This window comes from Rummeliibacillus sp. G93 (assembly GCF_023515935.1).
GTDB classification, from domain to species: Bacteria; Bacillota; Bacilli; order Bacillales_A; family Planococcaceae; genus Rummeliibacillus; species Rummeliibacillus stabekisii.
Window position 1 is genome coordinate 2,154,239 of record NZ_CP097314.1, and the last position, 26,379, is coordinate 2,180,617.

Consider the following 26,379-nt stretch of genomic DNA (forward strand, 5'->3'; position numbering starts at 1 on the left):
CTGCTCCAAGGGGGTAAATTGAATGCCGTTACTAAGAAGCTCTCACCAGTTGCTTCTCTCTCTTTAAGCCGTACAGACAATTGTTGTCCTTTTCTAAGCATTTAATATTTAGATTATGTTTGAAATTATAAACTGAATCTTTTTGAAAATCAAGTAAAATCATTTAATCTTGATAAAGCCTTCTGTTTTCACCAATCATCTCGAAGTCTGTAGTAAGTGCCTTGACGCGCTCCATGATACGAGCTGCTTTCATGACATCTACTTCCCCTTTTTGTGTTGTCGCGAAATGTTTCTCCAATTGATCATAGTCATAATTGGAGGTAATGAAGACTGGCAAACCCTCATTCATCCGATATTGAAGAATGGTACCAATAATTTCATCTCTCGTCCAAGCAGACAAGTTCTCTGCCCCTATATCATCCAGCATTAAGACGGGTGCTTTTTTGACGAAATCCACTTTTTCTGACAGCGTTTGATCACCAATAGCACTCTTTAATTCACTTAGAAAATCTGGGACATATACCATAACTGTTTTAATTTCCATGGTTGCCAGTTCATTGGCAATGGCGCCAAGCACATATGATTTACCAACACCAAAGTTGCCATATATATAATAGCCTGTCTTCGGTAATTCACCTGTTTTGCGTACTTTTTGAATAAACAGTTCTGCTACATCACTGATTGTCGCCTTAGAAGGATTGCTTTTATCCAAGTCATCAATACGAGCTTTCAATACATCCTTAGGCATATGCATACTAGAAATCATCGAAGCTGCCCTGCGACGGTTATCTTCCATCCTCTTAGTTTGGCATGGAATGTATTCAAGATCGATTTGCCCTCTAATGACTGTGAGCTTTGGAATGAAGCCATTGATCGCATTTTTACAGAGAGCGACAGATTCGCAAGCACTACAGTCATGATGCTGATTGACATATTCATAAAGCTTGCCTAAACCTCTTTCGACCATTTCCCTATTGGCAACTTGATCGTTTTCAGCGAGAAACTTTTGAACATTTTGATTTTCTAAGATTTCTTTTTGCATTTCGTTATAGCGTGATTGAAATTGTGAATCCATCATTTTTTTCAGTTCTCTGTTAATCGGCTGCATGTTATGAATCCACCTCTCCTTCTTTCAATCCTAATTTTTTCATTACTTCTTGCCGTTTCTTATCATAATCGGTATGAGTTGTTTCTTTGTTTTCCTCTTTTTTCTGCTGTTGTTTCATTTTATTTTCATAGTACCAGTCAGGTACATTTTGCTTTTGGTTGTATGTTTGATTTTTCGGGGTATATTGCTTTCGATTCTTTTGGAGCTGATAATCCTCCGCAAATTTGAACGCCCCTTCAGCACTTTGAACATTATTCTTTCGCCAATTTGTTGCGATAGACTGAAGAAAAGAATTATTTAAATTAGCGTTACTGACATAGTAAGCATAATGAATTAATGTATTCATAACTGGTTTCTTGATGTCGTCATATTTGGCTGTGAAATCTTCTACCACCTTGACATCCTTTTCAAACGGCGTTTTCCCTTTTACAAGCATGCTTAGCAATTCCTTCGGTGAGGCTTGCTCCAGTATTGTAATAGCCTCTTTTTTTAAAGCAGCAGGATTTTGAAAATCCTTGTCTACAAAATGAGCTAAATGATAAAATGCACCTGCGCTTGCTTTGAGAACTTTATATTCTTTTGTATAATCTTTCTTTTCGCTAGGAAGCTGTTGTTTTGGGTCATTGCTTTTTTGTTCTTCAAATTCCCTCGCTAATTTCATTGCTTCCCGCGCTGTTTTTACACCTGTATGTCGCCAATGAGAGGCAATGGTCTCAATGTATTTGCGGTTCAACTTTCCGTGATTGCGCAGAAAAACATAATGTATGAGTACATTAACAACAGGCGTTGACATCTCATATTGCATTACCAAGTCTTCCACTAATTGAATATCATTTGGGAACGGTTCTCTACCGCCCGCTACATCTTTTAGGACATCGATGGGTGAAGAAGATTCAAACCATCGGATTAATTCCATTTCCATCGGATTTAAGTCTTCTTCTATAATTGGCGTATGCTCAAATACTTCTTGTTTTTGGGCAATCGGCTGCATGGACGGTGGCTCTTTTGAAACGGTGAGTTTATAATAATCAGCTGCTTCTTTCTTCAATCGTAGATCACTTAAATTCATCCCGTCATCTAATGCTAGAAGAATCACTTTTTGCATATCAAATGGAGTCAAATGATATAAAAAGGCCAACTTTGCAATCGTAGCTTTAATTTCTGCAGTCAGAATGGAAGAAGGGACAAGCTGTTCAGACAGACTCGTCCGCAGCAATTGAAAATCGAATTCTTCATAGTGGAACGGAAGCTCTTTCGGCTTTTCCTGTAATCCTGTCAATTGGATACCATCTGATGGGATATTATGCGAAACGGGACGATACACATCCGTGAATGAACGTGACACCTCTTGATATCCAAAGTTCGATAACCCTTTTGTCACAAAACGCTGGCGCAAATTACGGTAAGCCGTTTCGCCAATCTTGCTAAACAAAAACATGGAAAGAAGCGGGTCATCAAAGAAAGCAGCGGCATCAAGCGGCGGCATGACATCATATATAAAAGAACGTGTTTCTTGCTCGCCTTTACGCCATGTGCGTAAAAGACCAATTGCTTCTAGTGCAATCCTTGATTCAAAGATACGCGCAATAGGCAAATCTAATGAATTCATTAAATGATAATGGGACATGGAGTAATCCTCTATATTCTCTCCTTCTGCCCATAATAAAAAATAAAGGCTGATCGGCTCTGCACCGATCAACGGTTGATATAGTAATGTAATTAATTTTCGATCATAGCTGGACAAGGGAAAAGGCACACGAATAGTTAAGCGATCAACTGGTTGCAGTTCTTTAAATAAGTTCATTAGCCAACATCTCCACCTTGATTAGTGTCCACTTTCGGTTTCCTTTGACTGTCTTTCAATCAGCTCTCTTAATTCATCAATAAACACATTAATATCTTTAAATTGGCGGTAAACAGATGCAAAGCGGACATACGAAACTTCATCTATTTTAGAGAGACGCTCCATGACCATCTCGCCAATATCCTCAGAACGAACTTCTGCATTGCCGATCCTACGGAGACATTGTTCAATATTAAAAACCAGTTCCTCTAACACATTTAAAGCGACTGGCCGTTTTTCACATGCACGGATGAGCCCCCGCAATACTTTCTCACGGCTAAATTCTTCGCGTGAGCCGTCTTTTTTGATGACAATCAGCGGCATTTCTTCTACTTTTTCAAATGTAGTAAAGCGATAACTGCAAGATTCACATTCTCTTCGGCGGCGTATCGCTTTATTATCATCAACAGGCCGGCTATCGATCACTTTTGTTCCATTATATTGACAAGCTGGACATTTCATAATTTTTCTCTCCTGATTACGCAACATATTAGTTTATCTATTATATCAAAAAATGTGCGAAATAGCCGAAAAAAGTGTACCAAAAACGGAACAAGAGTATAAATAGAATGCATGTGCCTCTTTTTGAGTACTTATAGGTCATAACTAAATAAAAAACCTTCTAACCTAGTAGTAGGTTAGAAGGCTATCTGACATTAAATTCTATACATTTACAGTTTCTTTTAAACCTGCGACTACTTTTTTCGTTAAGTCTACTACTCTCGCAGAATAACCCCATTCATTATCATACCAAGCAAGCACCTTAACTTTATTGTCACCAATTGTCATCGTAGACAGACCGTCAATAATTGCAGAAGATGGATTGCTGTTGAAGTCGCTTGATACAAGAGGCTCCATTGTAAATTCAAGGATTCCTTTTAGCGAACCTTCAGTTGCTTGTTGGAATGCTTCATTCACTTCTTCAGCTGTAACATCACGTTTCAAATCTACAACAAGGTCAACAAGTGATACGTTTGGTGTTGGAACACGTAATGCCATACCGTGCAATTTCCCTTGTAATTCCGGCAATACAAGTGTTAGCGCTTTCGCGGCACCTGTAGATGTAGGAATAATAGATTCAGCACATGCTCTTGCACGACGCAAATCTTTATGTGGATTGTCTATATTTTTTTGGTCATTCGTATAAGAATGGACAGTCGTCATTAATCCGTTCTCAATTCCGAATGTGTCGTTTAGTACTTTCGCGACAGGCGCTAGACAGTTTGTTGTACAGCTAGCATTAGAAATGACATCATGTTTTGCAAGATCAAGTTTATCATCGTTTACACCCATTACTACTGTAATGTCTTCATTTTTACCCGGCGCTGTTAAAATAACTTTTTTTGCGCCTGCTTCAAGGTGCAAAGCTGCTTTGCTACGCTCATTGAATTTACCTGTTGCTTCAATGACAAGATCAACACCCAACTCTTTCCAAGGTAAATTTGCTGGATTACGGTCGCTTACAAGTTGTACGTGTTTGCCGTTAACAATCAAAGCATTCTCAGTGGCTTCGATTTCACCTTCAAATTTACCGTGTGTTGTATCATATTTCACCAAATGAGCCAATGTCTCAGCAGGATAGCTAGCATTAATTGCCACAATATTAAGATCATCTTGCAAAATCGCTTGGCGGAAAACCATACGGCCGATACGACCAAAACCATTAATAGCGATAGAAACTGTCATGAAAAAAATCCTCCCTGTTTAGCGCGTTATACTTAATTACTTATCTCACAAATAGTATAACACATTAAACAGAAAGGAAAACCTATTATAGTGCTTATAGCTTAAAGTTTATATTTTCAGTATATTTTCAGACAATTGTATACTTTGATTAAATAATGTCCCACTCTTTTAGAATAGCTAACAATTGTGTACGTGTATTCTCTAAGTCACGATTGTTATAAATGACTGCATCTGCACCTTTTTCTTTTTCAGAGAGAGGCAGCTGCGTAGCAATTCGTGCTAACGCTTCTTCCTTTGACAAATGATTTCTCTCCATCAGGCGAGTTAATTGGTTCTCTTCTGTCACAGAGACAACAAGGATTTTTTCAACAAAATGCTGCAGATGGCTTTCAAACAATAAAGGAATATCCATTACGATATGTGGCTCCCCTGCCTCAGTTAGTTCATCGCGTTGTCTCAGCATTTCTTGCCGTATTGCTGGATGCATAATCGAATTTAACTCTACCCTTTTAGCGGGATTATGGAAGATGATCTCTCCCAATTTTTCACGGTTTAATTCACCGTTTTCTAGTAGTACTTCTTTGCCAAACACTTCGCTTATTTTCTCCAATGTGGGGGTACCTGGTTCCACAACGATGCGCGCTACAAGATCTGCATCTACAATCGGCAGTCCTACTTCCTCCAGCATTTTCGCTACTGTACTTTTTCCGCTGGCAATGCTCCCAGTTAAGCCGATAATCAAATTACTCACTCACCTTTAATGTTGGCAATGCGGACAATAGACCGAATTCCTGCCCGCGATTACCATTTGTTTTGTATTAGTATGACATATTGGACACGCTTTCCTACCGTACATTTGAAGACGATTTTGCATGCTCCCTGCTTCTCCATTTATATTCCGATAGTCTGATATACTAGAACCACCTGCTTCTATACTTTCTTGTAAGATAGCGACAATGTGTGCGAATAAGTCTTTTTTCCGCTTTTCACTAATGCGCGCCATTTTCCTGTTCGGATGAATTTTCATGCGAAAAAGCGCTTCTGTTGCATATATGTTGCCACATCCAGCTACGACATGACTGTCCATGATTACTTCCTTCACAGGTTTATTCGCATATTTAGGCAAGGCAGATTTCATTAGGAAATATTCCAGTGCCCCCGGTGAAAATGGTTCAGGAGCAATCTCAAGCAAAGGTGGATAATCCGCAATCGAATCAAGGAGCCTTAACTCCCCAAACCGCCTAATATCCGCATAAACAAGAAATTCATCTTCTTCAAAAGCCAATATGACATGGATATGCTTACGAAACTTTTCTTCTTTGATTTCGTTGAGCGAATGGACATGAAACCATGCGCCTGTCATGCCTAAATGGTTCACGAGAATCGCTTCATCTGCCCCATCCTCCAAATAGAAATATATATATTTGGATCGTCGTTCAACATCCATTATCTTTGTCTCTTTCAACCTGTTAGAAAAGGTCTCAGGGTCCATTCCTTTTATAATACACGCCTTCCCTTTGTTGATCGATGTACAGATCGTATTTGAAACCTCGACGTGACGGATAGTTTTTCCCGCCACGACAGGTTGAAGCGAACGTACAACACCTTCTACTTCTGGTAATTCAGGCATGTTATCACTTCCTTACTTTGTTTCATACCACGTATCGCCTGAAGCGAATTCTGCTTTTAGTGGCACCTGGAGTTTAATGGCATTCGCCATCACTTCAGGTACTAATTTTTCTAGTATGGCGATTTCTTCATTCGGTGCTTCAAAAATCAATTCATCGTGCACCTGTAACAACATTTTTGCTTTTAGGTTATGCTCTTTTAAAGCTTTTGCCATATCTATCATCGCTTTTTTGATAATATCTGCTGCACTGCCTTGGATTGGTGTATTCATTGCTGTCCGTTCTGCAAAGCTTCGTAGATTAAAATTAGAACTATGCAGATCAGGTAGATAGCGGCGACGATTTAAGATGGTTGCTGCAAATCCTTTTTCTTTAGCTTCTTGAATACTTTCTGCCATATATTTTTTAACGCCTGGGAAACTGGATAGATAGCGTTCGATAAAGTCTGCAGCTTCTTTTCGCGTAATATTTAAGTTTTGAGATAACCCATAATCACTAATACCATAAACAATCCCAAAGTTTACTGCTTTTGCGGCACGTCTCATATCGGAAGTCACTTCATCTGCTTCTACATGGAATACCGTCATAGCCGTTTTTGTATGAATGTCTTGATCATGCACAAAAGCGCTTTTCAGATTTTCATCATTCGCCATATGTGCGAGAACTCTCAATTCAATTTGCGAATAATCGGCAGCAAATAGCTTCCATTCGGGATGAGAAGGCACAAATGCTTGGCGGATTTTTCGTCCCTCTTCCAAACGCACTGGGATATTTTGCAGATTAGGATCAATAGAGCTTAATCGTCCAGTAGAGGTTAATGCTTGCTGATAGCGTGTATGGATTTTCCCATCTTCTAAAATCACTTTTAACAAGCCCTCAATATAAGTGGATTGCAGCTTTCCTAGTTGACGGTATTCTAAAATATGCTGGATAATCTCATGCTCCGGTGCCAATTTTTCGAGCACATCAGCAGCTGTAGAATAGCCGGTTTTGGTCTTTTTAATTATCGGCAGGCCTAATTTTTCAAATAGAATAACACCCAACTGTTTAGGTGAATTGATATTGAATTTTTCGCCAGCTGCTTGGTATATTTCTTCTTCAATACTCTTTAATTTTTCAGCAAGCTCTCGGCCCATCTCAACAAGTCGTTCCCGATCTACTGTAATTCCTTCACTTTCCATTTCACTAAGAATCGAAGCGAGCGGCAATTCCAAATTTCGGTATAAATCAAATTGTTCATTCTCTTTTAATTGTTCTTCAAGCTTTGTCTGCAAGTGGAAAACAGCATTCGCTTTTCTGCTGGCATGTTCTGCAATGACTTCTTGGCTCGGGATCGCTTTCTTCGCACCTTTACCATAAATAATGTCATTGGTTTGGACATCGCGATAACCAAATTCTTTTGCTACAGCTGCCAAATCATCTGTAGACATTGCTGGATTCACGATATAAGCCGCCAGTATTAAATCGAATTCTACTCCTTTTAAATGGATATCGCTTCGATAAAGAGCTGATTGTATCGCTTTGGAATCAAAAACATATTTTTTCTGATTTTCATCCTGAAGCCAATCAATTAACTCGGGTGAATTTTGCAATTGTTCAAATGGGATATAATACGTCTTGTTTCCGTTTGATAAGGCCAGACCAAAACGTTTGCATGTATGATAGCTCTCATTTTCAAGTTCCAAATGAATCGCCATTGGACTTGCCAATTGATCTTTTGTTATTGTTTCGACGATATCCAGTTCGATGGCTTCAATTTCCTTTTCCTCGGTTTCAAATTCGCTCTTTTGAATCAGAGACTTAAAGGATAGATCTTGCCATAAAGAGAACAGCGTATCGACATCAGGTCCTTCATAATTTAACTCTTCAATCTTAATATCTATCGGTGCTTGACGATTGATGGTTGCAAGCTCCTTACTCATTTTTGCTTGTTCTTCATTTGCTGCCAGTTTTTCCTTCAGCTTGGCACCACTAACTTCATCGATATGCTGAAAGAGTTCTTCAATGGTCGGGTATTGTTTAAGCAATTTGATGGCTGTTTTTTCCCCGACACCTGGCACTCCTGGAATATTATCGGATGAATCGCCCATTAAGCCTTTCATATCAATAATTTGATGAGGTGTTAGCCCATACTTTTCTTCAATATGGCTTGGTGTGTAATGTTCGATATCTGTAATTCCTTTGCGTGTAATATACACGGTTGTGTTATCAGATGCGAGCTGCGTTAAATCCTTGTCACCTGATACAATAATCACTTCGAGTTTTTGCTCATCTGCTTCTTTACTTAGTGTCCCGATGATATCATCTGCTTCATAGAGATCTAATTCATATTGTTTAATACGATACGCATCTAGCAATTTCCTTAAATAAGGGAATTGCTCCGATAGTTCCGGCGGCGTTTTTTGTCTCCCACCTTTATACTCTGAATAGGTGCTGTGGCGGAATGTGGTTTTCCCTGCATCAAATGCTACTAGCATCTTTGTTGGCTTTTCTTCTTCTAAAATCTTTTGTAGCATGGTGGTAAAGCCATACACCGCATTGGTATGAATACCTTGGTCGTTCGTTAACAACGGCAGCGCAAAAAATGCTCGGTATGCCAGACTATTTCCATCCAATAACAGCAATTTTTCCTTTGTCATTTTGGCACTCTCCTAGATATGTTTTTCTTCGTATAGTTATCATTCAACAAATTATATACTGAGGCTTTTCTTCATTCTGTCGATAACCCACTTTGATAGATACACTTTGCTCTTCTTCATATTTTACCATGCATGCTTCTGGAAAGAAAAAAAGACGCAGACCCTATTTATGACTCAGTGGAAATTACTTAATCTAATCGAGAGTAAGCGGCACACACGCATTTATAGATAGTAATCTTTACCCTTATACTTCATTTAAAAAGAGCAAAATGCATTTTAACCAAATAAAAAAAACGAGGAAACTAATTCCTCGTTTTACGCTAGATTGAAAAACAGTCGCATGGTTGTTCCTTTTCCCTCAACACTGTCAACTTGTATTTTGCCATGGTGTGCTTCTACTAAATGCTTGACGATTGCTAGGCCTAAACCGGTACCACCTGATTTACGGCTACGGTCACGGTCCACACGATAAAAACGTTCGAATACCCGAGGAATCTCCTCTTCTTGGATACCTACCCCTTCATCTTCTATTTCAATAATTCCCTCATGTCCTTTTTTATAAAGCCTTAATATAATTTTTGAATTTTCTTCTGAATAATTGATGGCATTGTCCATAAGGTTCAAGAGTATTTGGACCAACCGATGGGGGTCTCCATTAATGATGACATCTTGGTCTATTTCTGCTTCAAACTCCATCTCTTTCGCTTCTAACTTTGAGTGAATCATTTCAACCGTTTGAACAATAATATCACGCAAGCTTGTTTTTTCCATATTGACCGTAAATCCTAGTCGCTCAATCTTCGATAAGTCTAGAAGATCATTGACAAGAATTTGTAGCCGATTGCTCTCCTTGTTGATTATATCTAAGAAATACAGTAAAGTGCTTTGATCATTGTAAGCACCATCCAAGAGTGTTTCTGAAAAACCTTTAATCGACGTAACAGGGGTCCTTAGTTCATGCGAAACATTCACTACAAAATCTTTGCGTATCTGTTCAAGCATGACCACTTCCGTAATATCGTGAATTACGATTACAACGCCAAGCCAAAGGCCATGTTCACCAACTACCGGCGCTCCATATACTTCTATATCGCGGAATTCTTGCTGTATTTTTAAATGCAGCTGCTTTCTATATGGCACTTCTGTCATGAATACATGGTCTACAAAATCGACCAACTCTTCCGGCAATCCCAAATGACGGAATTGCTGTTGCTGTATCTCTGCGTACTCCTGATGAAACAATTCCGTAAAAATACGGTTGGTAATGGTAATTTCACCTTTCCTACCAATCATCACTAGCGCGCTTCCCATATTTTCAATTAAGGTTTTTAAACGTTCTTGTTCTATCTCTCTTGTCGTCATGATTTCCTGCAAACTTCTTGCTAGGACATTCATCGCCTTGCTTAATCGGAGCGTAGGTGAGCCTGTTATTTCGTATGTTCTTGCACGGTAATTACCCTCAGCTAATTGAAGGGCTGTCTTTCTCGCATGATCAATAGGCCTTGCTAGATTTTTAATTAAACGGTCGGTCACAAATAACAACAAAATAAATGCCACTACAAAAATAATGCCGATTAACAACCAAAGCTGTAAGCGGATATCTGTTAAGTCTTGCGCTTTTGTATTGTGGGCAATTGAATCTATAACCTGATTTTTTTCTGTTTGAGTAATAGGATAAGGCAGCTTTTCAATGGCTTGTGACACATTTTCTTTAGACTCCAATGTATTGGTGGCCATCGAATCTTTTACTAAAAGCGGAAAAAGCTGCCCTAGTGTAAAGCCCAGACCAGCCAATGTAACAAGAAATAATGTACCAAATATAGACAGTAAACGGAATCGCAATGAGTGCATTAAACTTTAGGCTCCTCAAATTTATAGCCTAAACCACGAATTGTTTTTATGTACTTAGGTTTTCGGCTATTTTCTTCAATCTGTTCACGCAAATGGCTGATATGGACATCTACAATCCGCGTATCGCCAGCAAAATCATAATGCCAAACAGAGCTTAATAATTGATCGCGGGTAAGCACTCTATTCTTATTTTGTAATAGATAGATTAATAGTTCAAATTCCTTTGGTGTAAATTCAAGTGGTTTTCCGTCTAAATAGGCTTCAAAGCGTGTTGGAAGCACCTTAAGATGTCCCATATGATAAACTAGCTCACTTGTCTCTTCTTTCGCTTGCCGTTCGCCTACTTTTGATCGTCTTAAAACTGCCTTAACGCGGGCAATGACCTCACGGGGACTAAAAGGCTTTGTCATATAATCGTCTGCGCCTAATTCGAGCCCTAGCACTTTGTCAAATTCATCGTCTTTTGCTGTCAGCATAATAATAGGTGTGTTGATCTTCTGTACACGAAGTTCTTTGCAAACTTCCATACCGTCTAATTTTGGTAACATCAGATCTAGCAAAATCAAATCTGGTTGTTCTTCTATAGCACGCTTTAAGCCTTCTTGGCCATCTAAAGCTGTAATTACATCATATTCTGCTTGTTTTAAATTGTATTCTAATAATGTTGATATCGAAATTTCATCTTCAATAATTAAAACCTTTGGGTTCATGTTTTTGCCTCCGCAGTAGTAGAAAACTTTATAATGGATGTGTAGGCGGAACTGCGACAATAGTTCCTTTTAATACAATCTCTTCTTTACTGTCTTTTCCTTCGACTGAAATAATAACTTCAGATTGCTCACGTTTGATTTCTTTCAATATTAACTCAATACTTATCGTATCGTAATGATACAAGGGTTTTGGGTATTGGAAGTGTTGCTCTCTTATATAGGAGCCTGGTCCTGGCAGATGCTTAGAAACGGCAGAACTAACAACACCTGCAAGCATGATTGCAGGCACTACGGGTTTTTCAAAAGATGTTTCCGCAGCATAGTCATGTTGAATGTATAATGGGTTATTGTCATTGGTAAGACCTAAATACAACAAGAGATCTTTATCTTCAATTTTCTCTGTCAGCAAGATTGAATCGCCTACGGCTAGTTCTTCTAAACTTTTTCCGAGTTTTCTTTTTTTATCGAGTAACACAAGAACCCCCCTTTAGAGCTTTCTATATTTCCATAGTATCAGCAATTGACTGAAAAATCGAGTTATTATCCAAAATTAAAAGGGATAGGCAACTATTGCCCATCCCCTGCTTTAGATGCTAGGAAAGTACATTCATCACATTTTTTACAGCTTCAGCCGAATTGTCCAAAGAGGCTTTTTCATCTGTGGTTAATTCCAACTCAATAATCTTCTCGATGCCATCGCCTCCGAGAATTGTTGGTACTCCAAGATATATCCCATTGTAGCCGTATTCACCTTCCAAGTAGGCAATGGAAGGTAAAATCCGACGTTGATCACGTAAGATGGCCTCAGCCATTTCTACAAGAGCAGCAGCCGGCGCGTAGTACGCAGAGCCATTACCAAGCAAGTTGACGATTTCTCCTCCGCCTGTCCGTGTGCGAGCCACAATTTCATCTAGGCGTTCCTTTGGAATTAATGTTTCAAGCGGTATTCCCCCAGCATACGAATAGCGGGTAAGTGGCACCATTGAATCGCCATGACCACCAAGCACGAAGCCAGTAATATCTTTAACAGAAAGATTTAATTCCTCAGCGACAAACGTGCGGAAGCGTGCAGTGTCTAGAACTCCTGACTGGCCAATAACACGATTTTTCGGGAAGCTTGACTCTTTATATACGGTGTATGTCATCGCATCGACCGGATTGGTCAACACGATAATAGTAGAATTAGGCGCATGCTTTACAATCTCTGCAGTAACAGATTTCATGACAGATTGATTGATTTGCACCAAATCATCTCGGCTCATACCGGGCTTTCTAGCAACACCTGCGGTAATAATGACGATATCCGAACCTTTGGTATCTTCGTAGTTTGCTGTGCCGATGACTTTCGCGTCAAATCCTAGTACAGGTGCAGCTTCTGCCATATCTAAAGCCTTACCCTTCGTAGAATTTTCTGCTTGAGGAATATCAACTAAAACAACATCACCCAATTCTTTTTGCGCTAATAAAAATGCAGCTGTTGCACCAGTAAAACCTGCTCCAATAACGGAAATTTTTTTTCGATTAGTTGCCATTCTTACCCGCTCCTTTTCGTATAGTGTAAAAAAAGGAAAAGGGAGCAAAACTGTTCCCTTTTCCTTTTTGTTAAATTACATATTTTTGATTAGTTCATCTGCGAATTCAGATGTTTTTACTTCTTTCGCACCGTCCATTAGACGCGCAAAGTCATAAGTTACAACTTTAGAAGCAATTGTATTTTCCACAGAAGCAGTGATTAAATCAGCAGCTTCTTTCCAGCCTAAGTGTTCAAGCATTAATACGCCTGAAAGTAGTACTGATGATGGGTTTACTTTATCTAAACCAGCATATTTAGGAGCTGTACCATGTGTAGCTTCGAAAATAGCGTGTCCAGATACATAGTTGATATTCGCTCCTGGAGCAATACCGATACCACCAACTTGTGCAGCCAGTGCATCAGAAATATAGTCGCCGTTTAAGTTCATTGTTGCAACAACATCAAATTCTTTTGGACGAGTCAAGATTTGTTGTAAGAAGATATCAGCGATAGAATCTTTAATAAGGATTTTACCAGCAGATAATGCTTCTTCTTGAGCTTTATCAGCAGCTTCTTGGCCTTTTTCTTCTTTAATAGCATCATATTGGTTCCAAGTGAAAGTCTTGTCTGCAAATTCATTTTCAGCTACTGCATAGCCCCATGATTTGAAAGCACCTTCAGTGAATTTCATGATGTTACCTTTATGAACTAAAGTAACCGATTTGCGGCCTTCTTTGATTGCATAGTTGATTGCAGCACGTACTAAGCGTTCTGTACCTTCTTTTGAAACAGGTTTAATACCGATACCAGAAGTTTCTGGGAAGCGGATTTTGTTTACGCCCATTTCTGTTTTAAGGAAGTTGATGACTTTTTTCACTTCATCTGAACCTTCTTTGTATTCAATACCAGCATAGATATCTTCAGTGTTTTCACGGAAGATTACCATGTCAACATCTTCTGGACGTTTAACTGGAGAAGGAACACCTTCAAAATGACGTACAGGACGCAAGCAAACATAAAGGTCAAGTTGTTGGCGAAGCGCCACGTTTAGAGAGCGGATACCTCCACCGATTGGTGTTGTAAGAGGACCTTTAATAGCGATTAAATATTCATTGATTTTGTCTAAAGTTTCTTGTGGCAGCCATTCACCTGTTTTGTCGAATGCTTTTTGGCCAGCTAAAACTTCAAGCCATTCAATTTTCTTTTCACCATTGTACGCTTTTTCTACTGCAGCATCGATAACGCGTGAAGCAGCTGCCCAGATATCAGGACCGATACCGTCACCTTCGATAAATGGAATTACAGGATTGTTTGGTACGTTTAGTACACCATTTTCTACTACGATTTTGTCATTAGCCATTTGTTCCTTGCCTCCTATATTCATACACATAGGGCAAGCGCTATAGAAGCGTCGCCCTATTTATTTTACCCTACATTTACGTGCACGACACCTTCTTGGCAGCCGCTGCCTGTAATGCTGGGTTCAACGCTCAAACATTAGGAATATTCCAATGTTTGCCGTTTACTTACCAAATCTTGCAAACTATCTTTCTTCTACTGGCACATAAGTTTGCATGCCTGGTCCAACGTATTCTGCACGTGGACGGATTAGACGGTTGTTCGCATATTGTTCAAGAATATGAGCTACCCAACCAGATACGCGTGAAACCGCAAATACTGGTGTAAATAGATCGTGTTCAATACCTAACGCGTCATAAACAGATGCAGAGAAGAAATCAACATTTGCTGGAAGGTGTTTTTGCTCTACGATCATATCGTGAATTTTCACTGACATTTCGTAAAGTTCAGGATTGCCGTTAAGTTTTGTTAATTTTTCAGACATATCACGTAAGTGCTTCGCGCGAGGATCGCCTTGGCGGTATACGCGGTGTCCGAAGCCCATGATTTTTTCTTTGTTGTCTAATTTATTTTGGATATAAGATTCAACATTATCAATAGAACCAATTTCTGATAACATTTTCATCACTTGTTCATTGGCACCACCATGAAGAGGGCCCTTAAGAGCGCCAATCGCTGCAGTAACACCTGAATACATATCAGATAATGTAGCTACACATACACGAGCAGTGAATGTAGAAGCATTTAGTTCATGGTCTGCATGAAGCACTAAAGCTTTATTGAATGCTTCTTCTTCGATTGGTTCTGGAATATTACCAGAAAGCATGTACAAGAAGTTTGCCGCATAAGATAAATCTTTTTTCGGTGCAATCGGTTCTTTGCCTGCACGAATACGAGCAAATGCTGTTACAACTGTTGCCATGCGAGCTTGCAATTTGATTGCTTTGCGATAGTTCGCTTCGTCTGACATAACTTCAGCATCTTCATCATATAAAGCTAGTAAAGAAACTACTGTACGCAAGGCAGCCATAGGATGTACTGCTTTGATGTCGTAAGTTTTGAAGTGGTCTAGCACTGCTTGTGGCACTTCCATTTGCTCAGCTAGCTGTTGTTTCATTTCTGCTAGTTCGTCCGCTTTAGGCAAGCGTGTGTGCCATAGTAAGTACACTACCTCTTCAAAAGATGCGTTTTCAGCTAAATCATCAATGTTATAGCCTACATATGTAAGAGTATCATCAATGATTGAGCTAATTTTTGTTTCAGCTGCTACAACGCCTTCTAAACCTTTAGTTGTTGCCATTTTATCTCGCTCCTTTTTGTACCAAATTATGTTGATAATATCAACATTGAACGTGATCCATATGAACCTATAAGTAAATCGCTTACAATGATATTATAATAAACTTTGTCGTATTTGTGAATGAAAAACACTCATTCATTAAAAAATTGGATTTTTGGAGATTATCTATGCATTTATTAAGCAATTAATAGAATTTTCGATTAAATGTAACTTAAAGGAATTAGTGGGAGTTGGAGGAATAATTATAAAAATTTCTGATAAAAAATTGCAATCAAAGCTCAAATTTTGGGGCTTTGTACTGCTTTTAGCTCTATTTTCTTGGGCCATATTGCCAATTACGCTCGCCATTGTGTTCGCATACTTTCTATCGCCTATTCTTCATTTTTTACATAAACGTTTGAAAGTCCCCTCTTTTTTAGCAGCATTACTGGCTGAAATCTTCATTATTGCGAGCATTGCTGCTGTCTTTTTATTTATAGCAACTGTTCTAATCGATACGTTGCCTGTGCTTAAAAGCCGCTTATCCGAAATGTCTGCATTGATTCATATTCCATCAGGAATTATCGCTCAAATTCAAGATCAATTACTTTCTCTAATCGATGTTATGTTATCGAAGATTTTTCAATCCATCCAAGATATTATGCAAAATCTAGTGGAAGTAACGATATTTATCATTGCTTTCTACTTTGCTCTATATGAAACAAGCAGGAATAGACAATGGTTTTTTGTCTATATTCCTGCTCGTTTTAGAGAATCTATTCAAAGGATATTTGAAGAAGCTGCTTTATTATTCAGCTATTTCATTGGTGTCGAAATTCGGCTTGCTATATTAACATTTGCATTACTGTCGATATCATTTTATGCATTGGGTTTCGAACAACCTGTCGGTAAAGCCTTCTTAGTTTCTGTTTGTGACTTTCTGCCTTTTTTAGGAATAGGTTTATTTCTAATTCCTTTAGGCGCCGTATTCATCATTATAGGAAAAGTTGCTCTAGGTATCCAACTTCTCGTGATTTATGTGGCTATTCAACTAATCAGGCAATTTGCAGAATCTATGATGTGGGCTTCTACCATGCAAATCCGTTCAGTCCATGCATTTATCATCAGTGCCATTTGCTTATTACTTTTTGGAGTAGCAGGCATTATCATCAGTCCATTTGTTCTTTTAATAGCCGTTAAATTCAAGCAACATCCTATCTTTGCATCAAGATAGTTTGCTTACTCTTCATTTTTTTACGTAGCCAGTAATAAATTCCGGGTTTCGCCATTTTCCGTACGAATGGAAGCATAAGCAATAAACCTAAAATATCCGAAACAAAGCCAGGCAAGACTAATAAAATAGCACCTATCAACGTTAATACTCCATCAATAATGGCATCACCAGGAGCTTGTCCGTTTTTGATCGACTTCTGTAGCTGTTCAAAGGCTTTTAATCCTTTTGTTTTCGCCATATATACACCTAATATTCCTGTGAAAAGGATCAACAATAGTGTGGGTAAAAGCCCAATCATCTTTCCACAAAGCATCACAAAAATCAGTTCAATGAACGGAATTGCGATTAATAGTAGGAGAAACTTTTTCATGTCCTTCACCTCTTTTTGTTGGAGAAGCACCATTACTGAATATAGTCATGGCTAATTAGCAACTGTCAAACTACAGTATACGCGAAGAACCGTAATAGATTACCCCAGAAACGGCATCCATTGATACTTCTTGCCCTTCTGAAATAATTTTTGTGGCGTCTTTAACCCCTACGATAACTGGTATGCCTAAGTTCAGGCCAACTACTGCGGCATGACTTGTTAAACCGCCTTCTTCTGTAATCAAACCAGCACATTTACTTAAGGCAGGCATCATATCCCGATCAGAACCAATTGTTACTATAATGCGATCTGTCGGATCTTGTGCTAATGCTTCCTCAGCATTGCGTGCTACTAGTGCTTTACCGATTGCTGTAGTCTTGCCGATGCCCTGCCCTTTTGTAATCATATCTCCAATTACATGCAGTTTCATTAAGTTGGTTGTACCAGCTTCACCTACTGGTACACCTGCTGTAATGACAACTAGGTCCCCATGTTTTACGTATCCTTTTTCTAGACTAGAATGGACTGCTTGCTCCAATACTTCATCTGTTGATGTAACTTTTGGTCCTACTACTGGTACGACGCCCCATACTAAAGCCAGGTTGCGGCAAACTTCTTGTGAAGACGTCATAGCGATAATTGGAACACCTGGACGGTATTTCGCAATCATTTTAGCTGTGTTTCCACTTACAGTCGGCGCTAAGATGGCCGCAACTTGCAAGTTCAATGAAGTATCTGCTACTGCTTGGCTAATCGACTCTGTCAGATTTGTTCCTTTTTCTTTGCTACGCTCATTAACGAAACGTTGGTGGTCTAATGTTTCCTCAATTCGGTGGGCAATTTTGTCCATCGTTTTAACAGCTTCTACAGGATATAGGCCTGCTGCTGTTTCTCCTGAAAGCATGATAGCATCTGTACCATCAAGTATAGCGTTGGCTACGTCACTTGCTTCTGCACGTGTTGGACGTGGGTTGCGTTGCATAGAATCCAACATTTGAGTAGCTGTGATAACCGGTTTGCCAGCACAATTACATTTAGAAATCAAACTTTTTTGGACAACAGGTACTTCTTCTGCTGGTATTTCTACACCTAAGTCACCGCGAGCCACCATTAAGCCGTCAGAGACTTGGATAATCTCATCAATGTTATCAACGCCTTCTTGGTTTTCGATTTTAGGAATGATATGGATATGGCTGCCTTCGTTTTCCTCTAGCAAATGACGAATTTCCATTACATCTGATGGTCGACGTACAAAAGAAGCTGCGATAAAGTCTACATTTTGCTGAATACCAAATAAGATATCTTCTGCATCTTTTTCAGTAATTCCTGGCAATTGAACAGAAACGCCTGGAACATTCACGCCTTTTTTATTTTTAAGTACTCCTGCGTTCACGACAAGCGTATGGATAATGCCTGCCTCATTATCTATGCCTGTCACTTGAAGTTCAATTAATCCATCATCAAGTAGAATGACAGAACCTTCTCTCACATCTTCAATTAATTTTTCGTACGTAATTGAGAACATTTTTTCATTGCCAAGCACTTCAGACATAGAGATATCAATCGTTTGGCCTGCAGTAAGCTCAATAGCGCCATTCTCCATATTATGTGTACGTATTTCAGGTCCTTTAGTATCAAGCAAGATTGCTACTACTTTTCCCGTTGCTTGAGCTGCTTCACGAATCGTTTTAATTCGCGCTCCATGTTCTTCATGACTTCCGTGTGAAAAGTTTAATCGAGCCACATTCATTCCAGCTTCAATTAAGGCAATCAGTGTTTCTTTAGATTCACTAGCTGGTCCAATCGTACAAACAATTTTAGTTTTTCTCATTATAGTACCACTCCAATTTTAGATCGATAGTTCTTGCGAAAGGGTATACATAGATAATTCCGCTTTATGTGCTTTATTAAACGCTTCACTCAATTCATAGTCTACCACCTGATGGTTACGAATGCCAATTGCCACTCCGCCTCGGTCTTCCATTAAAACTTCCACTGCCTTTGCACCGAGTTGGCTGGCTAATACACGATCGCGACCCGTCGGCGAACCACCGCGTTGAATATGTCCCAATACTGATACTCTTGTTTCTATATCCGCTTTTTCTTTTAATAGTGTAGCTAACTCGCCTGCAGACATAACACCTTCTGCGACGATAATAATACTATGTTTTTTGCCACGTTCATATCCTTGCTCTAAGCGTCTGACAAGTCCATCAATATCTGATGGAACTTCTGGAATAAGGATAGTTTCAGCACCGCCAGCAAGGCCAGCCCATAATGCTAAGTCACCTGCATCGCGTCCCATTACTTCAATAATGAACGAGCGCTCATGGGAAGTTGCTGTATCCCTGATTTTGTCTATGCTTTCAATAATGGTATTTAAAGCTGTATCAAAACCGATGGTGTAATCAGTGCCAGGAATATCATTATCAATCGTTCCTGGAACACCTACGCTAGGGAAACCTAATTTGCTCAAAGCTAAGGCTCCTCGATAAGAACCATCTCCGCCGATAACGACTAAGCCCTCGATGCCATGCTCTTTAAGCTGGCTGATTGCTTTTCTTTGCCCTTCTTCTGTTTTAAATTCTAGACATCTGGCGGAATGTAGCATCGTGCCACCCCGCTGGATGATATCACCTACATCGCCTACGTCTAGATTTTCAATATTACCATTGATTAACCCTTGATAGCCGTGATAAATGCCCGCGACTTCCATGCCGTGAAAAATTGCTTTTCTGACAACTGCCCGAACAGCTGCATTCATACCAGGCGCATCTCCACCGCTTGTTAACACACCAATTTTTTTCATTTGTATAAATCCTCCTGCTGATAGGATTGATCCTATAGAATGAAAGAAATAGGCTGATTCAAACGACTTTTCTTCGTTTAAAACAGCCTTTTACTTTATAATATACCATTAATTGCACTTGTCAGACGTCTTTTTGTACTATTCTTCGGAAAAAACACCAATTTTCCTAAATTTGTTGTAGCGTTGGTCGATTAATTGTTCTTCATCTAGTGTTTTCAACTCACTCAATGATTTGGAAAGAACTTCTTTCAAATAGGATGCTTGTGTATCTATATCCTTATGTGCGCCTCCTAAAACTTCTGGAACAATTTCTTCAATTATCTCTTCTTCTTTTAAATTTGGAGCCGTAATACGCATCGCTTCTGCCGCTTTTTGAGCTAGCGTTGCATCTTTCCAAAGAATAGAAGCGGCACCTTCAGGCGAAATAACAGAGTAAGTGGAGTTTTCCAGCATATGCACATGGTTTGCAACACCTAAAGCAAGTGCACCGCCGCTTCCTCCTTCACCGATAACAACACTAATAATCGGTACCTTCAATCCTGCCATTTCTAATAAATTCCGAGCAATCGCTTCACTTTGTCCGCGTTCTTCTGCTGCTTTTCCGGGATAAGCTCCTTTTGTATCAATGAAGCAAATGATAGGTCGTTTAAATTTCTCAGCTTGCTTCATTAAGCGTAACGCTTTTCGGTAACCTTCGGGATGAGGCATACCAAAATTGCGACGAATGTTTTCTTTTGTATCTTTCCCGCGTTGATGGCCAATAATCGTGATTGGTGTTCCTTCAAATGAAGCGACTCCCCCTACGATTGCTTCGTCATCACCGAAATTACGGTCACCGTGAAGTTCGATAAAATCGTCAAATAAAACCTTCACATAATCAAGTGTTGTCGGACGCTCAGGATGGCGCGCGATTTGCACGCGATCCCACGGTTTTAAATTATGATATATATCTTTTTCAAGATTGGTGAATCGTTCTTCTAATTGTGTAATTTCTTTTGTTAAATCTACTTCTGCGTCAGAAGTATATTCCTTCAACTCAGTAATTTTTGTTTTCAATTGAACAAGTGGTTCTTCAAAAGGTAATGTTTTTACCATTAGACTGCCTCCTTCACGTGCAATTTCACTAAAGTGCCAACCGTTTTACGCATATCAGAGCGAGGGACAACAGCATCTAGTTGACCATGTGCCAGTAAGAATTCCGCTGTTTGGAAATCATTCGGCAATTTTTCCCTTACAGTTTGTTCGATTACTCGGCGCCCTGCAAAACCAATCAGCGCTTGTGGTTCCGCCAAGTTAATATCACCAAGGGATGCAAAGCTAGCAGATACTCCCCCTGTTGTAGGGTGAGTCATGATGGAAATAAACAAATTTCCTTTTGCTCCGTGACGTTCTAATGCAACGCTAGTTTTAGCCATTTGCATGAGCGATATTACACCTTCTTGCATTCTCGCACCGCCGCTAGCAGTGAAGATAATAAATGGTACACCAAGCTCTGTCGCTTTTTCAATCGCTCTTGTGATTTTTTCACCGACTACAGATCCCATAGACCCCATGCGGAAGAAAGAGTCCATCACAGCGACAACCACTTTATTTCCTTCTAACATGCCTGTGCCCGTTAAAACAGCTTCATTTAAGCCTGTCTTTTTCATATCAGATTTCACTTTTTCAACATACCCGGGGAAATTTAACGGATTGACTGTTTGCAAATGATCATCAAATGATTCGAAAGTGCCTTCGTCCAAGAAATCCTCTATACGTTCTTGGGAAGTTAATTTGTGATGATATTGGCAATTCGGACAAACTTTTTGATTTTTTTGCAAATCTTTTGTCAGCATAACATGATTGCATTCAGGACATTTTGTCACAATTCCTTCAGGTACATCATGTTGTCCCTTGCTTGTCATCGTTTTTCGATTAGGTTTATTTTTCTTAAATATATCGCGAATACTCATGTCATTCTCTCCCTTTATGTAGTAGCGCTGCCCATTCCTCAAAAGCCACAATCGCTTTTTGTGTATGGCCTAGCATCAGTTCACTCAAAAACATTTTAATTATCGGCTGTTCTTCGGCCGTTGATTGATTTTTATAGGGTTCATTACTGTATTGTTTTAAGAGAATCCAAATTTTTAAGACAAGCCTATTTTGTGATGCAATCATAATTTCTCTCATGACGTCTTCACGCTCAATCTTTCCATTCATAATCACATTCGTTAACAGACTTTCCCAAACCGGCAGACTTCTGAGCGCCTCATCCTCAGCCACTATTCGAATGGCATCACGCTCAATAATCATCCGTGCCGCTTGCACGTTTCTAATATCTTTTTCTTCTTGCAGAATAAACATAGCCAATACTTCGACTAATTGATGGTTATTAAAATCAGCTACAAAGGTACCTCCACCTCTGCGCGTCTTAATTAAACCCAGCAATTCTAGACTACGGAGCGCTTCTCTTATGGATGAACGCCCAACATTTAATCGTTCAGCCAGCACTCGTTCTGATGGGATTTTGCCCCCGGGTGGAATTTCTTCATCTTGAATAATCCCCCGTAATTCCCGCACAATTTGGATAAACATTTTTGTAGCAGGCTTTTCAGCGCTCATGCTATATCTCCCTACTATAAATAAATTGTCGAAAAATGTGGTCAGACCACTTTTGTTTATAATGATAGCAAAAAATATATATTTTAGTAAAGTGCTATAGAAAAAAACTGTGCGATAGTCACACAGTTTAGACAAATTCTCTATGATTTCATAGTGATTTTTGGTTTTACAGCAAAGTTTGTAAAAGAGTTAAAAAGATAGGCTGACAAACTAAAGCGCCTCAATCATTTCAACTCTATTTCCGAATGGATCTCTGAACTCAAAACGGTTGAAACCAGGAATTGGAACACCCTCAATAATCTGAATTCCGTTCTGCTCTAATTTTTCTTTCCAGCTTGATAGATTCTTCACTTGATAGGCCAGATGGGCTTTTGTTGTTAATCGGTCAAAGCCTTCTTCTGTTCCAACATGGACTTCTCGATCTCCGACTTCCAACCAAAAACCACCTCTACCCTTCAGTGATTCAGGCTTTTCCCTTTCTGACAATCCGAGAATGCCACAATAAAATTCTCTCCCTTGATCTTCAGTTCCTTTAGGTATCGTAATTTGAGCGTGGTGCAATCCGAGTATCATAAAAATCCCTCCAGCAAATTTTTTCCTTCTCTAGGGGGTATTCTTTTTAATCAACTCAATATCCTCTTTTTTACGATGAAAGGACGGTCCCTTTTTTATAGATTACCTGAACCTGCCCTTTTCTTTGCTCCAAGTTGCCCTCTGCCATTATAATCTGTTCTTCCTTTAGCCATTCGATTGCCTGAAGATATTCTTTCGGGAACACGGTAAGTGAAAGGATACCCGTCTCGTCTTCTAGTTGTACAAAAGCCATCAATTCGCCCTTTTTCGTCCGAATTTGCTTTATCTCTGTTACTAAACCAACCACTTTCACAAAATGTCTTCCTGTTAGCCCTTTTAGGTTATCAAAAGCTGGTGTTACCAAATGTTGAGCCTGCTTCACCTTTTGAATCGGGTGCAACGATATATATGTACCGAGCACTTCTTTTTCGTACTGGAGCTTTAATTTTTCTGGGATTGGGCTTGCATTAGCGTGCTTTGGCTTTCCAAAGAAGAAGGAGTCATCATCTAATAATGTTGTTTCTTGATCTGGTCGATACAATTCCGCATGCTTCACAGCCGCATCAATCGTAGCCAACAGTACAGCACGATCCTTGCCGAATTCATCTAGCGCTCCAGCTTTAATAAGTGGCTCTACGGTTTTACGATTAAAATGGACAGCTGTTAAGTCTAAAGCTAAATCAAATATATCCTGCCAATTTCCATGACCATTCCTTCTCAGCTCTATTAGCTTGTTTAAAAATGGATGTGGAACGCCTTTAATAGCTGAGAGAGCATAGCGAATGGATCCATTCTGTACGTAAAATGAACGTCCACTACGATTGATGGAAGGTGATAGAATAGCAATGCCTTTTTGCTTCGCCTCTTGCAGAATTTTATTGAATCGTTCTTGATTACCCATAGCAGATGTGAGCATGGCTGCATAAAAATAGGCCGGAAAATGAGCTTTCAAATATGCCATTTGATATGAGATCATACTATACGCTACCGCATGGCTCTTTGGAAATCCATAATTAGCAAATTTGACAATGAGCTGATAAACTTCCTCTGCTACTTTTCTGTCAAACCCTTGTTCAATACTACTTGATACAAAGTGTTCTTGTTCTGAATCTAGCAATTCCTTCTTTTTTTTACTTACAGCTCGGCGTAAGAGATCAGCTTCTCCCATCGAGAATCCGGCCATACGGGAGGCAATTTGCAATATTTGCTCTTGATAGACGATGACACCATATGTTTCACCTAAGATCGGCTCTAGCACAGGGTGCAGCATTTCAACTTTTTCTAGCCCATGCTTCCTTTTACTATAGACAGGAATAAATTCCATAGGGCCGGGTCGATATAAAGCATTCACGGCAACAATATCATTGAAGGAAGTTGGCTTAATCTCTTTAAGGGCTTGCTTCATTCCTTCTGATTCTAATTGAAAAATACCATTGGTATCACCATTTTTCAGTAATTCAAAGGTTTTCGAATCATGTAATGGAATTTTCTCAAACTGTAAAAAGCGTTCTTCATTATATAAAATCATAGAGCGTATTCTCTCTAGGATTGTTAAATTGCGAAGTCCTAAAAAGTCCATCTTTAATATTCCGACAGATTCTACATCTCCCATCGGCCATTGAGTTAAATAGAGCCCTTCATTGCCTTTTTCTATCGGGACAATGTTGACAAGCGGCTCTGGCGATAGCACAACGCCCGCCGCATGTGTTGATGCATTTCGCGGTAAACCTTCCAATTGAAGAGCTATTTGAAACCATTTCTTATGCAGATCGCTAGAATTGACATGGTTTCTGAGTACATCTGATTGCTGCCACGCTTCTTGCAATGACAGCCCAGGCCTATTTGGCAAGAGTGAGGATATATAAGATAGTTCTTCAGTATTAAAGCCGAATACTCTCGCTACATCCCTTGCGACTGCCTTCGCAGATAATGTTCCAAATGTAATAATTTGCGATGTATAGTTTGCCCCATACTTCTCTGCTACATAATGAATGACTTCTTCTCTACGATAATCGGCGAAGTCGACATCTATATCAGGAAGTGTAATACGTTCTGGGTTTAGAAATCGTTCAAAAAGCAAACCATATTGCAATGGGTCGACATCTGTAATACGCATTGTATACGCCACTAATGAACTGGCAGAAGATCCCCGGCCGGGTCCTGTCAATATATTTTTGCTCCTTGCGTATTCAATATAATCAGCTACAATCAAAAAGTAATCTGCAAACCCCATTTTAGTGATAATACTTAATTCATATTGTAGGCGGCTATGATAATTTTCGTTTGCATTCGGAACTCTTTCGCGTAATCCTGTTAGACATTTATCCTTCAAAAGATCGGTTGCATCTACTCCATCAGGTGTAGGGAATTTGGGCATATAGCTTTTCTTGGAATCTAGTTCTACCTGACAAGAAAGAAGCAAAGTTTCTGCTGCCTTTAACCACTCTTCTTTGTCATGGAACCACTCTTTCCAATTAACTGAAGTAGGTATATATTGCTGTCTTTCTCGTAATGTCAGTTTTTCCTGATCTGCCATTTTGGTTCCTGATGCGATCGCCCTGGCCACTTGAAATGCATCAGCATGATCTTCTTGTAGAAAAGTGCTCAAATGAGTGGCGCAAATCGTAATAGCACGTTCTGTACAATAGTGAACTATTTGGTCTTCCCTAGGCGATTTAATTCCACCTGGTCGGTCTATGCCAATGGCAAAGTGCTCTGCATCAAAGATTTCCGCAATTTGCTCGATATCCTCAAATACCTTTTCCTGTTGCCAATTCTCATCATTAATAGGAAGCAAAGCAATGCAACCTGTCCGATACCCATGCAGCCATCGCAGTGGCAATGCTTCGTTTTCTCGCAATGATGTCGACGAACTGATTTTCAATAGGTGATGATATCCTTCGTTATTTTGGGCATACAGTACAAGCGGCCTGCATATACCAGCGGAGAACTCAACTTGTACCGTTAAGCCAATGACAGGGTGTATTGAACTATGCTTGAATGCTCGCCAAAAAGGCAATAGACCATATAATTTAGAATCAGTAATCGCTGCTGCCTTGGCCCCTTCCCTTTTTAAAAATGTAAGGAGTTCATCGATGCGTATGGTACTTTTGAGCATATCAGCCGCTGTAACGATTTGTGAATAGACAGGCTGCATTATCATCTCTACCTTTCTT

22 protein-coding genes and 1 other annotated feature (1 of these 23 running past the window's edge) are annotated in these 26,379 nt (G+C 39.5%); of the genes, 1 reads left to right on the top strand and 21 read right to left on the bottom strand.

Annotation, left to right across the window (positions count from 1 at the left end; translation table 11 throughout):
* Positions 1-105, bottom strand: a binding site (T-box leader); it reaches 130 nt to the left of the window's first position.
* 58 nt (positions 106-163) lie between these two features.
* The 13 genes from dnaI to citZ form a co-directional block, all read right to left on the bottom strand.
* Entirely contained in the window at positions 164-1,108 is a 945-nt protein-coding gene (gene dnaI / locus M2M59_RS10770; protein ID WP_249774574.1) for a primosomal protein DnaI, read from the bottom strand.
* A 1-nt stretch (position 1,109) separates the two neighbouring features.
* Positions 1,110-2,912, bottom strand: a complete 1,803-nt coding sequence (locus M2M59_RS10775; protein WP_249774575.1) for a DnaD domain protein — start codon at positions 2,910-2,912, stop codon at positions 1,110-1,112.
* A gap of 21 nt (positions 2,913-2,933) precedes the next feature.
* Positions 2,934-3,413 (bottom strand): transcriptional regulator NrdR, encoded by a 480-nt coding sequence (nrdR, locus tag M2M59_RS10780; protein ID WP_066788799.1) that lies wholly within the window; start codon positions 3,411-3,413, stop codon positions 2,934-2,936.
* A gap of 201 nt (positions 3,414-3,614) precedes the next feature.
* Complete coding sequence (locus M2M59_RS10785) at positions 3,615-4,637, bottom strand: glyceraldehyde-3-phosphate dehydrogenase (RefSeq protein WP_066788803.1); 1,023 nt, start codon at positions 4,635-4,637, stop codon at positions 3,615-3,617.
* 148 nt (positions 4,638-4,785) lie between these two features.
* Positions 4,786-5,379, bottom strand: a complete 594-nt coding sequence (gene coaE, locus M2M59_RS10790; protein ID WP_147196136.1) for a dephospho-CoA kinase — start codon at positions 5,377-5,379, stop codon at positions 4,786-4,788.
* A gap of 15 nt (positions 5,380-5,394) precedes the next feature.
* Complete coding sequence (mutM, locus tag M2M59_RS10795; RefSeq protein ID WP_249774576.1) at positions 5,395-6,267, bottom strand: bifunctional DNA-formamidopyrimidine glycosylase/DNA-(apurinic or apyrimidinic site) lyase; 873 nt, start codon at positions 6,265-6,267, stop codon at positions 5,395-5,397.
* Positions 6,268-6,279: 12 nt separating this feature from the next.
* Positions 6,280-8,904: a DNA polymerase I gene (polA, locus tag M2M59_RS10800; RefSeq protein WP_249774577.1), complete on the bottom strand. Its 2,625-nt coding sequence runs from the start codon at positions 8,902-8,904 to the stop codon at positions 6,280-6,282.
* A gap of 315 nt (positions 8,905-9,219) precedes the next feature.
* A complete protein-coding gene (gene pnpS / locus M2M59_RS10805; RefSeq protein WP_249774578.1) occupies positions 9,220-10,755 on the bottom strand; it encodes a two-component system histidine kinase PnpS in 1,536 nt (511 codons plus the stop codon).
* Positions 10,755-11,465 (bottom strand): response regulator transcription factor, encoded by a 711-nt coding sequence (locus M2M59_RS10810; protein WP_066788816.1) that lies wholly within the window; start codon positions 11,463-11,465, stop codon positions 10,755-10,757. The genes pnpS and M2M59_RS10810 overlap by 1 nt, the downstream gene beginning before the upstream one ends.
* A gap of 28 nt (positions 11,466-11,493) precedes the next feature.
* Positions 11,494-11,940 carry a MaoC/PaaZ C-terminal domain-containing protein gene (locus tag M2M59_RS10815; protein WP_249774579.1) on the bottom strand — a complete coding sequence of 149 codons (447 nt, stop codon included), beginning with the start codon at positions 11,938-11,940 and terminating at the stop codon, positions 11,494-11,496.
* Positions 11,941-12,058: 118 nt separating this feature from the next.
* On the bottom strand, positions 12,059-12,997 hold the full coding sequence (gene mdh, locus M2M59_RS10820) for a malate dehydrogenase (RefSeq protein WP_249774580.1): 939 nt from the start codon (positions 12,995-12,997) through the stop codon (positions 12,059-12,061).
* 75 nt (positions 12,998-13,072) lie between these two features.
* Entirely contained in the window at positions 13,073-14,338 is a 1,266-nt protein-coding gene (gene icd / locus M2M59_RS10825) for an NADP-dependent isocitrate dehydrogenase (protein WP_066788824.1), read from the bottom strand.
* A gap of 183 nt (positions 14,339-14,521) precedes the next feature.
* Positions 14,522-15,637: a citrate synthase gene (citZ, locus tag M2M59_RS10830; RefSeq protein WP_147195974.1), complete on the bottom strand. Its 1,116-nt coding sequence runs from the start codon at positions 15,635-15,637 to the stop codon at positions 14,522-14,524.
* Positions 15,638-15,791: 154 nt separating this feature from the next.
* Between citZ and M2M59_RS10835 the strand changes: the two genes are divergently transcribed.
* Positions 15,792-16,850 carry an AI-2E family transporter gene (locus M2M59_RS10835; protein ID WP_249774581.1) on the top strand — a complete coding sequence of 353 codons (1,059 nt, stop codon included), beginning with the start codon at positions 15,792-15,794 and terminating at the stop codon, positions 16,848-16,850.
* Here the strand turns inward: M2M59_RS10835 and M2M59_RS10840 are convergent.
* The 8 genes from M2M59_RS10840 to dnaE form a co-directional block, all read right to left on the bottom strand.
* Complete coding sequence (locus M2M59_RS10840) at positions 16,831-17,220, bottom strand: FxsA family protein (RefSeq protein WP_249774582.1); 390 nt, start codon at positions 17,218-17,220, stop codon at positions 16,831-16,833. The two genes, M2M59_RS10835 and M2M59_RS10840, sit on opposite strands and share 20 nt — an antisense overlap.
* Before the next feature lie 70 nt (positions 17,221-17,290).
* Complete coding sequence (gene pyk / locus M2M59_RS10845) at positions 17,291-19,051, bottom strand: pyruvate kinase (RefSeq protein ID WP_249774583.1); 1,761 nt, start codon at positions 19,049-19,051, stop codon at positions 17,291-17,293.
* A gap of 18 nt (positions 19,052-19,069) precedes the next feature.
* Positions 19,070-20,029: a 6-phosphofructokinase gene (gene pfkA / locus M2M59_RS10850; protein WP_066788838.1), complete on the bottom strand. Its 960-nt coding sequence runs from the start codon at positions 20,027-20,029 to the stop codon at positions 19,070-19,072.
* Between the two features lie 138 nt (positions 20,030-20,167).
* Complete coding sequence (gene accA, locus M2M59_RS10855; RefSeq protein ID WP_066788841.1) at positions 20,168-21,124, bottom strand: acetyl-CoA carboxylase carboxyl transferase subunit alpha; 957 nt, start codon at positions 21,122-21,124, stop codon at positions 20,168-20,170.
* On the bottom strand, positions 21,124-21,981 hold the full coding sequence (accD, locus tag M2M59_RS10860; protein WP_066788844.1) for an acetyl-CoA carboxylase, carboxyltransferase subunit beta: 858 nt from the start codon (positions 21,979-21,981) through the stop codon (positions 21,124-21,126). The genes accA and accD overlap by 1 nt, the downstream gene beginning before the upstream one ends.
* A 1-nt stretch (position 21,982) precedes the next feature.
* Entirely contained in the window at positions 21,983-22,630 is a 648-nt protein-coding gene (locus tag M2M59_RS10865) for a FadR/GntR family transcriptional regulator (protein WP_249774584.1), read from the bottom strand.
* Positions 22,631-22,840: 210 nt separating this feature from the next.
* The gene (locus M2M59_RS10870; protein ID WP_249774585.1) at positions 22,841-23,203 is read right to left on the bottom strand and encodes a VOC family protein; all 363 of its coding nucleotides are present in this window, start codon (positions 23,201-23,203) and stop codon (positions 22,841-22,843) included.
* A gap of 70 nt (positions 23,204-23,273) precedes the next feature.
* A complete protein-coding gene (gene dnaE, locus M2M59_RS10875) occupies positions 23,274-26,360 on the bottom strand; it encodes a DNA polymerase III subunit alpha (RefSeq protein ID WP_249774586.1) in 3,087 nt (1,028 codons plus the stop codon).
* Positions 26,361-26,379 lie beyond the last annotated feature (19 nt).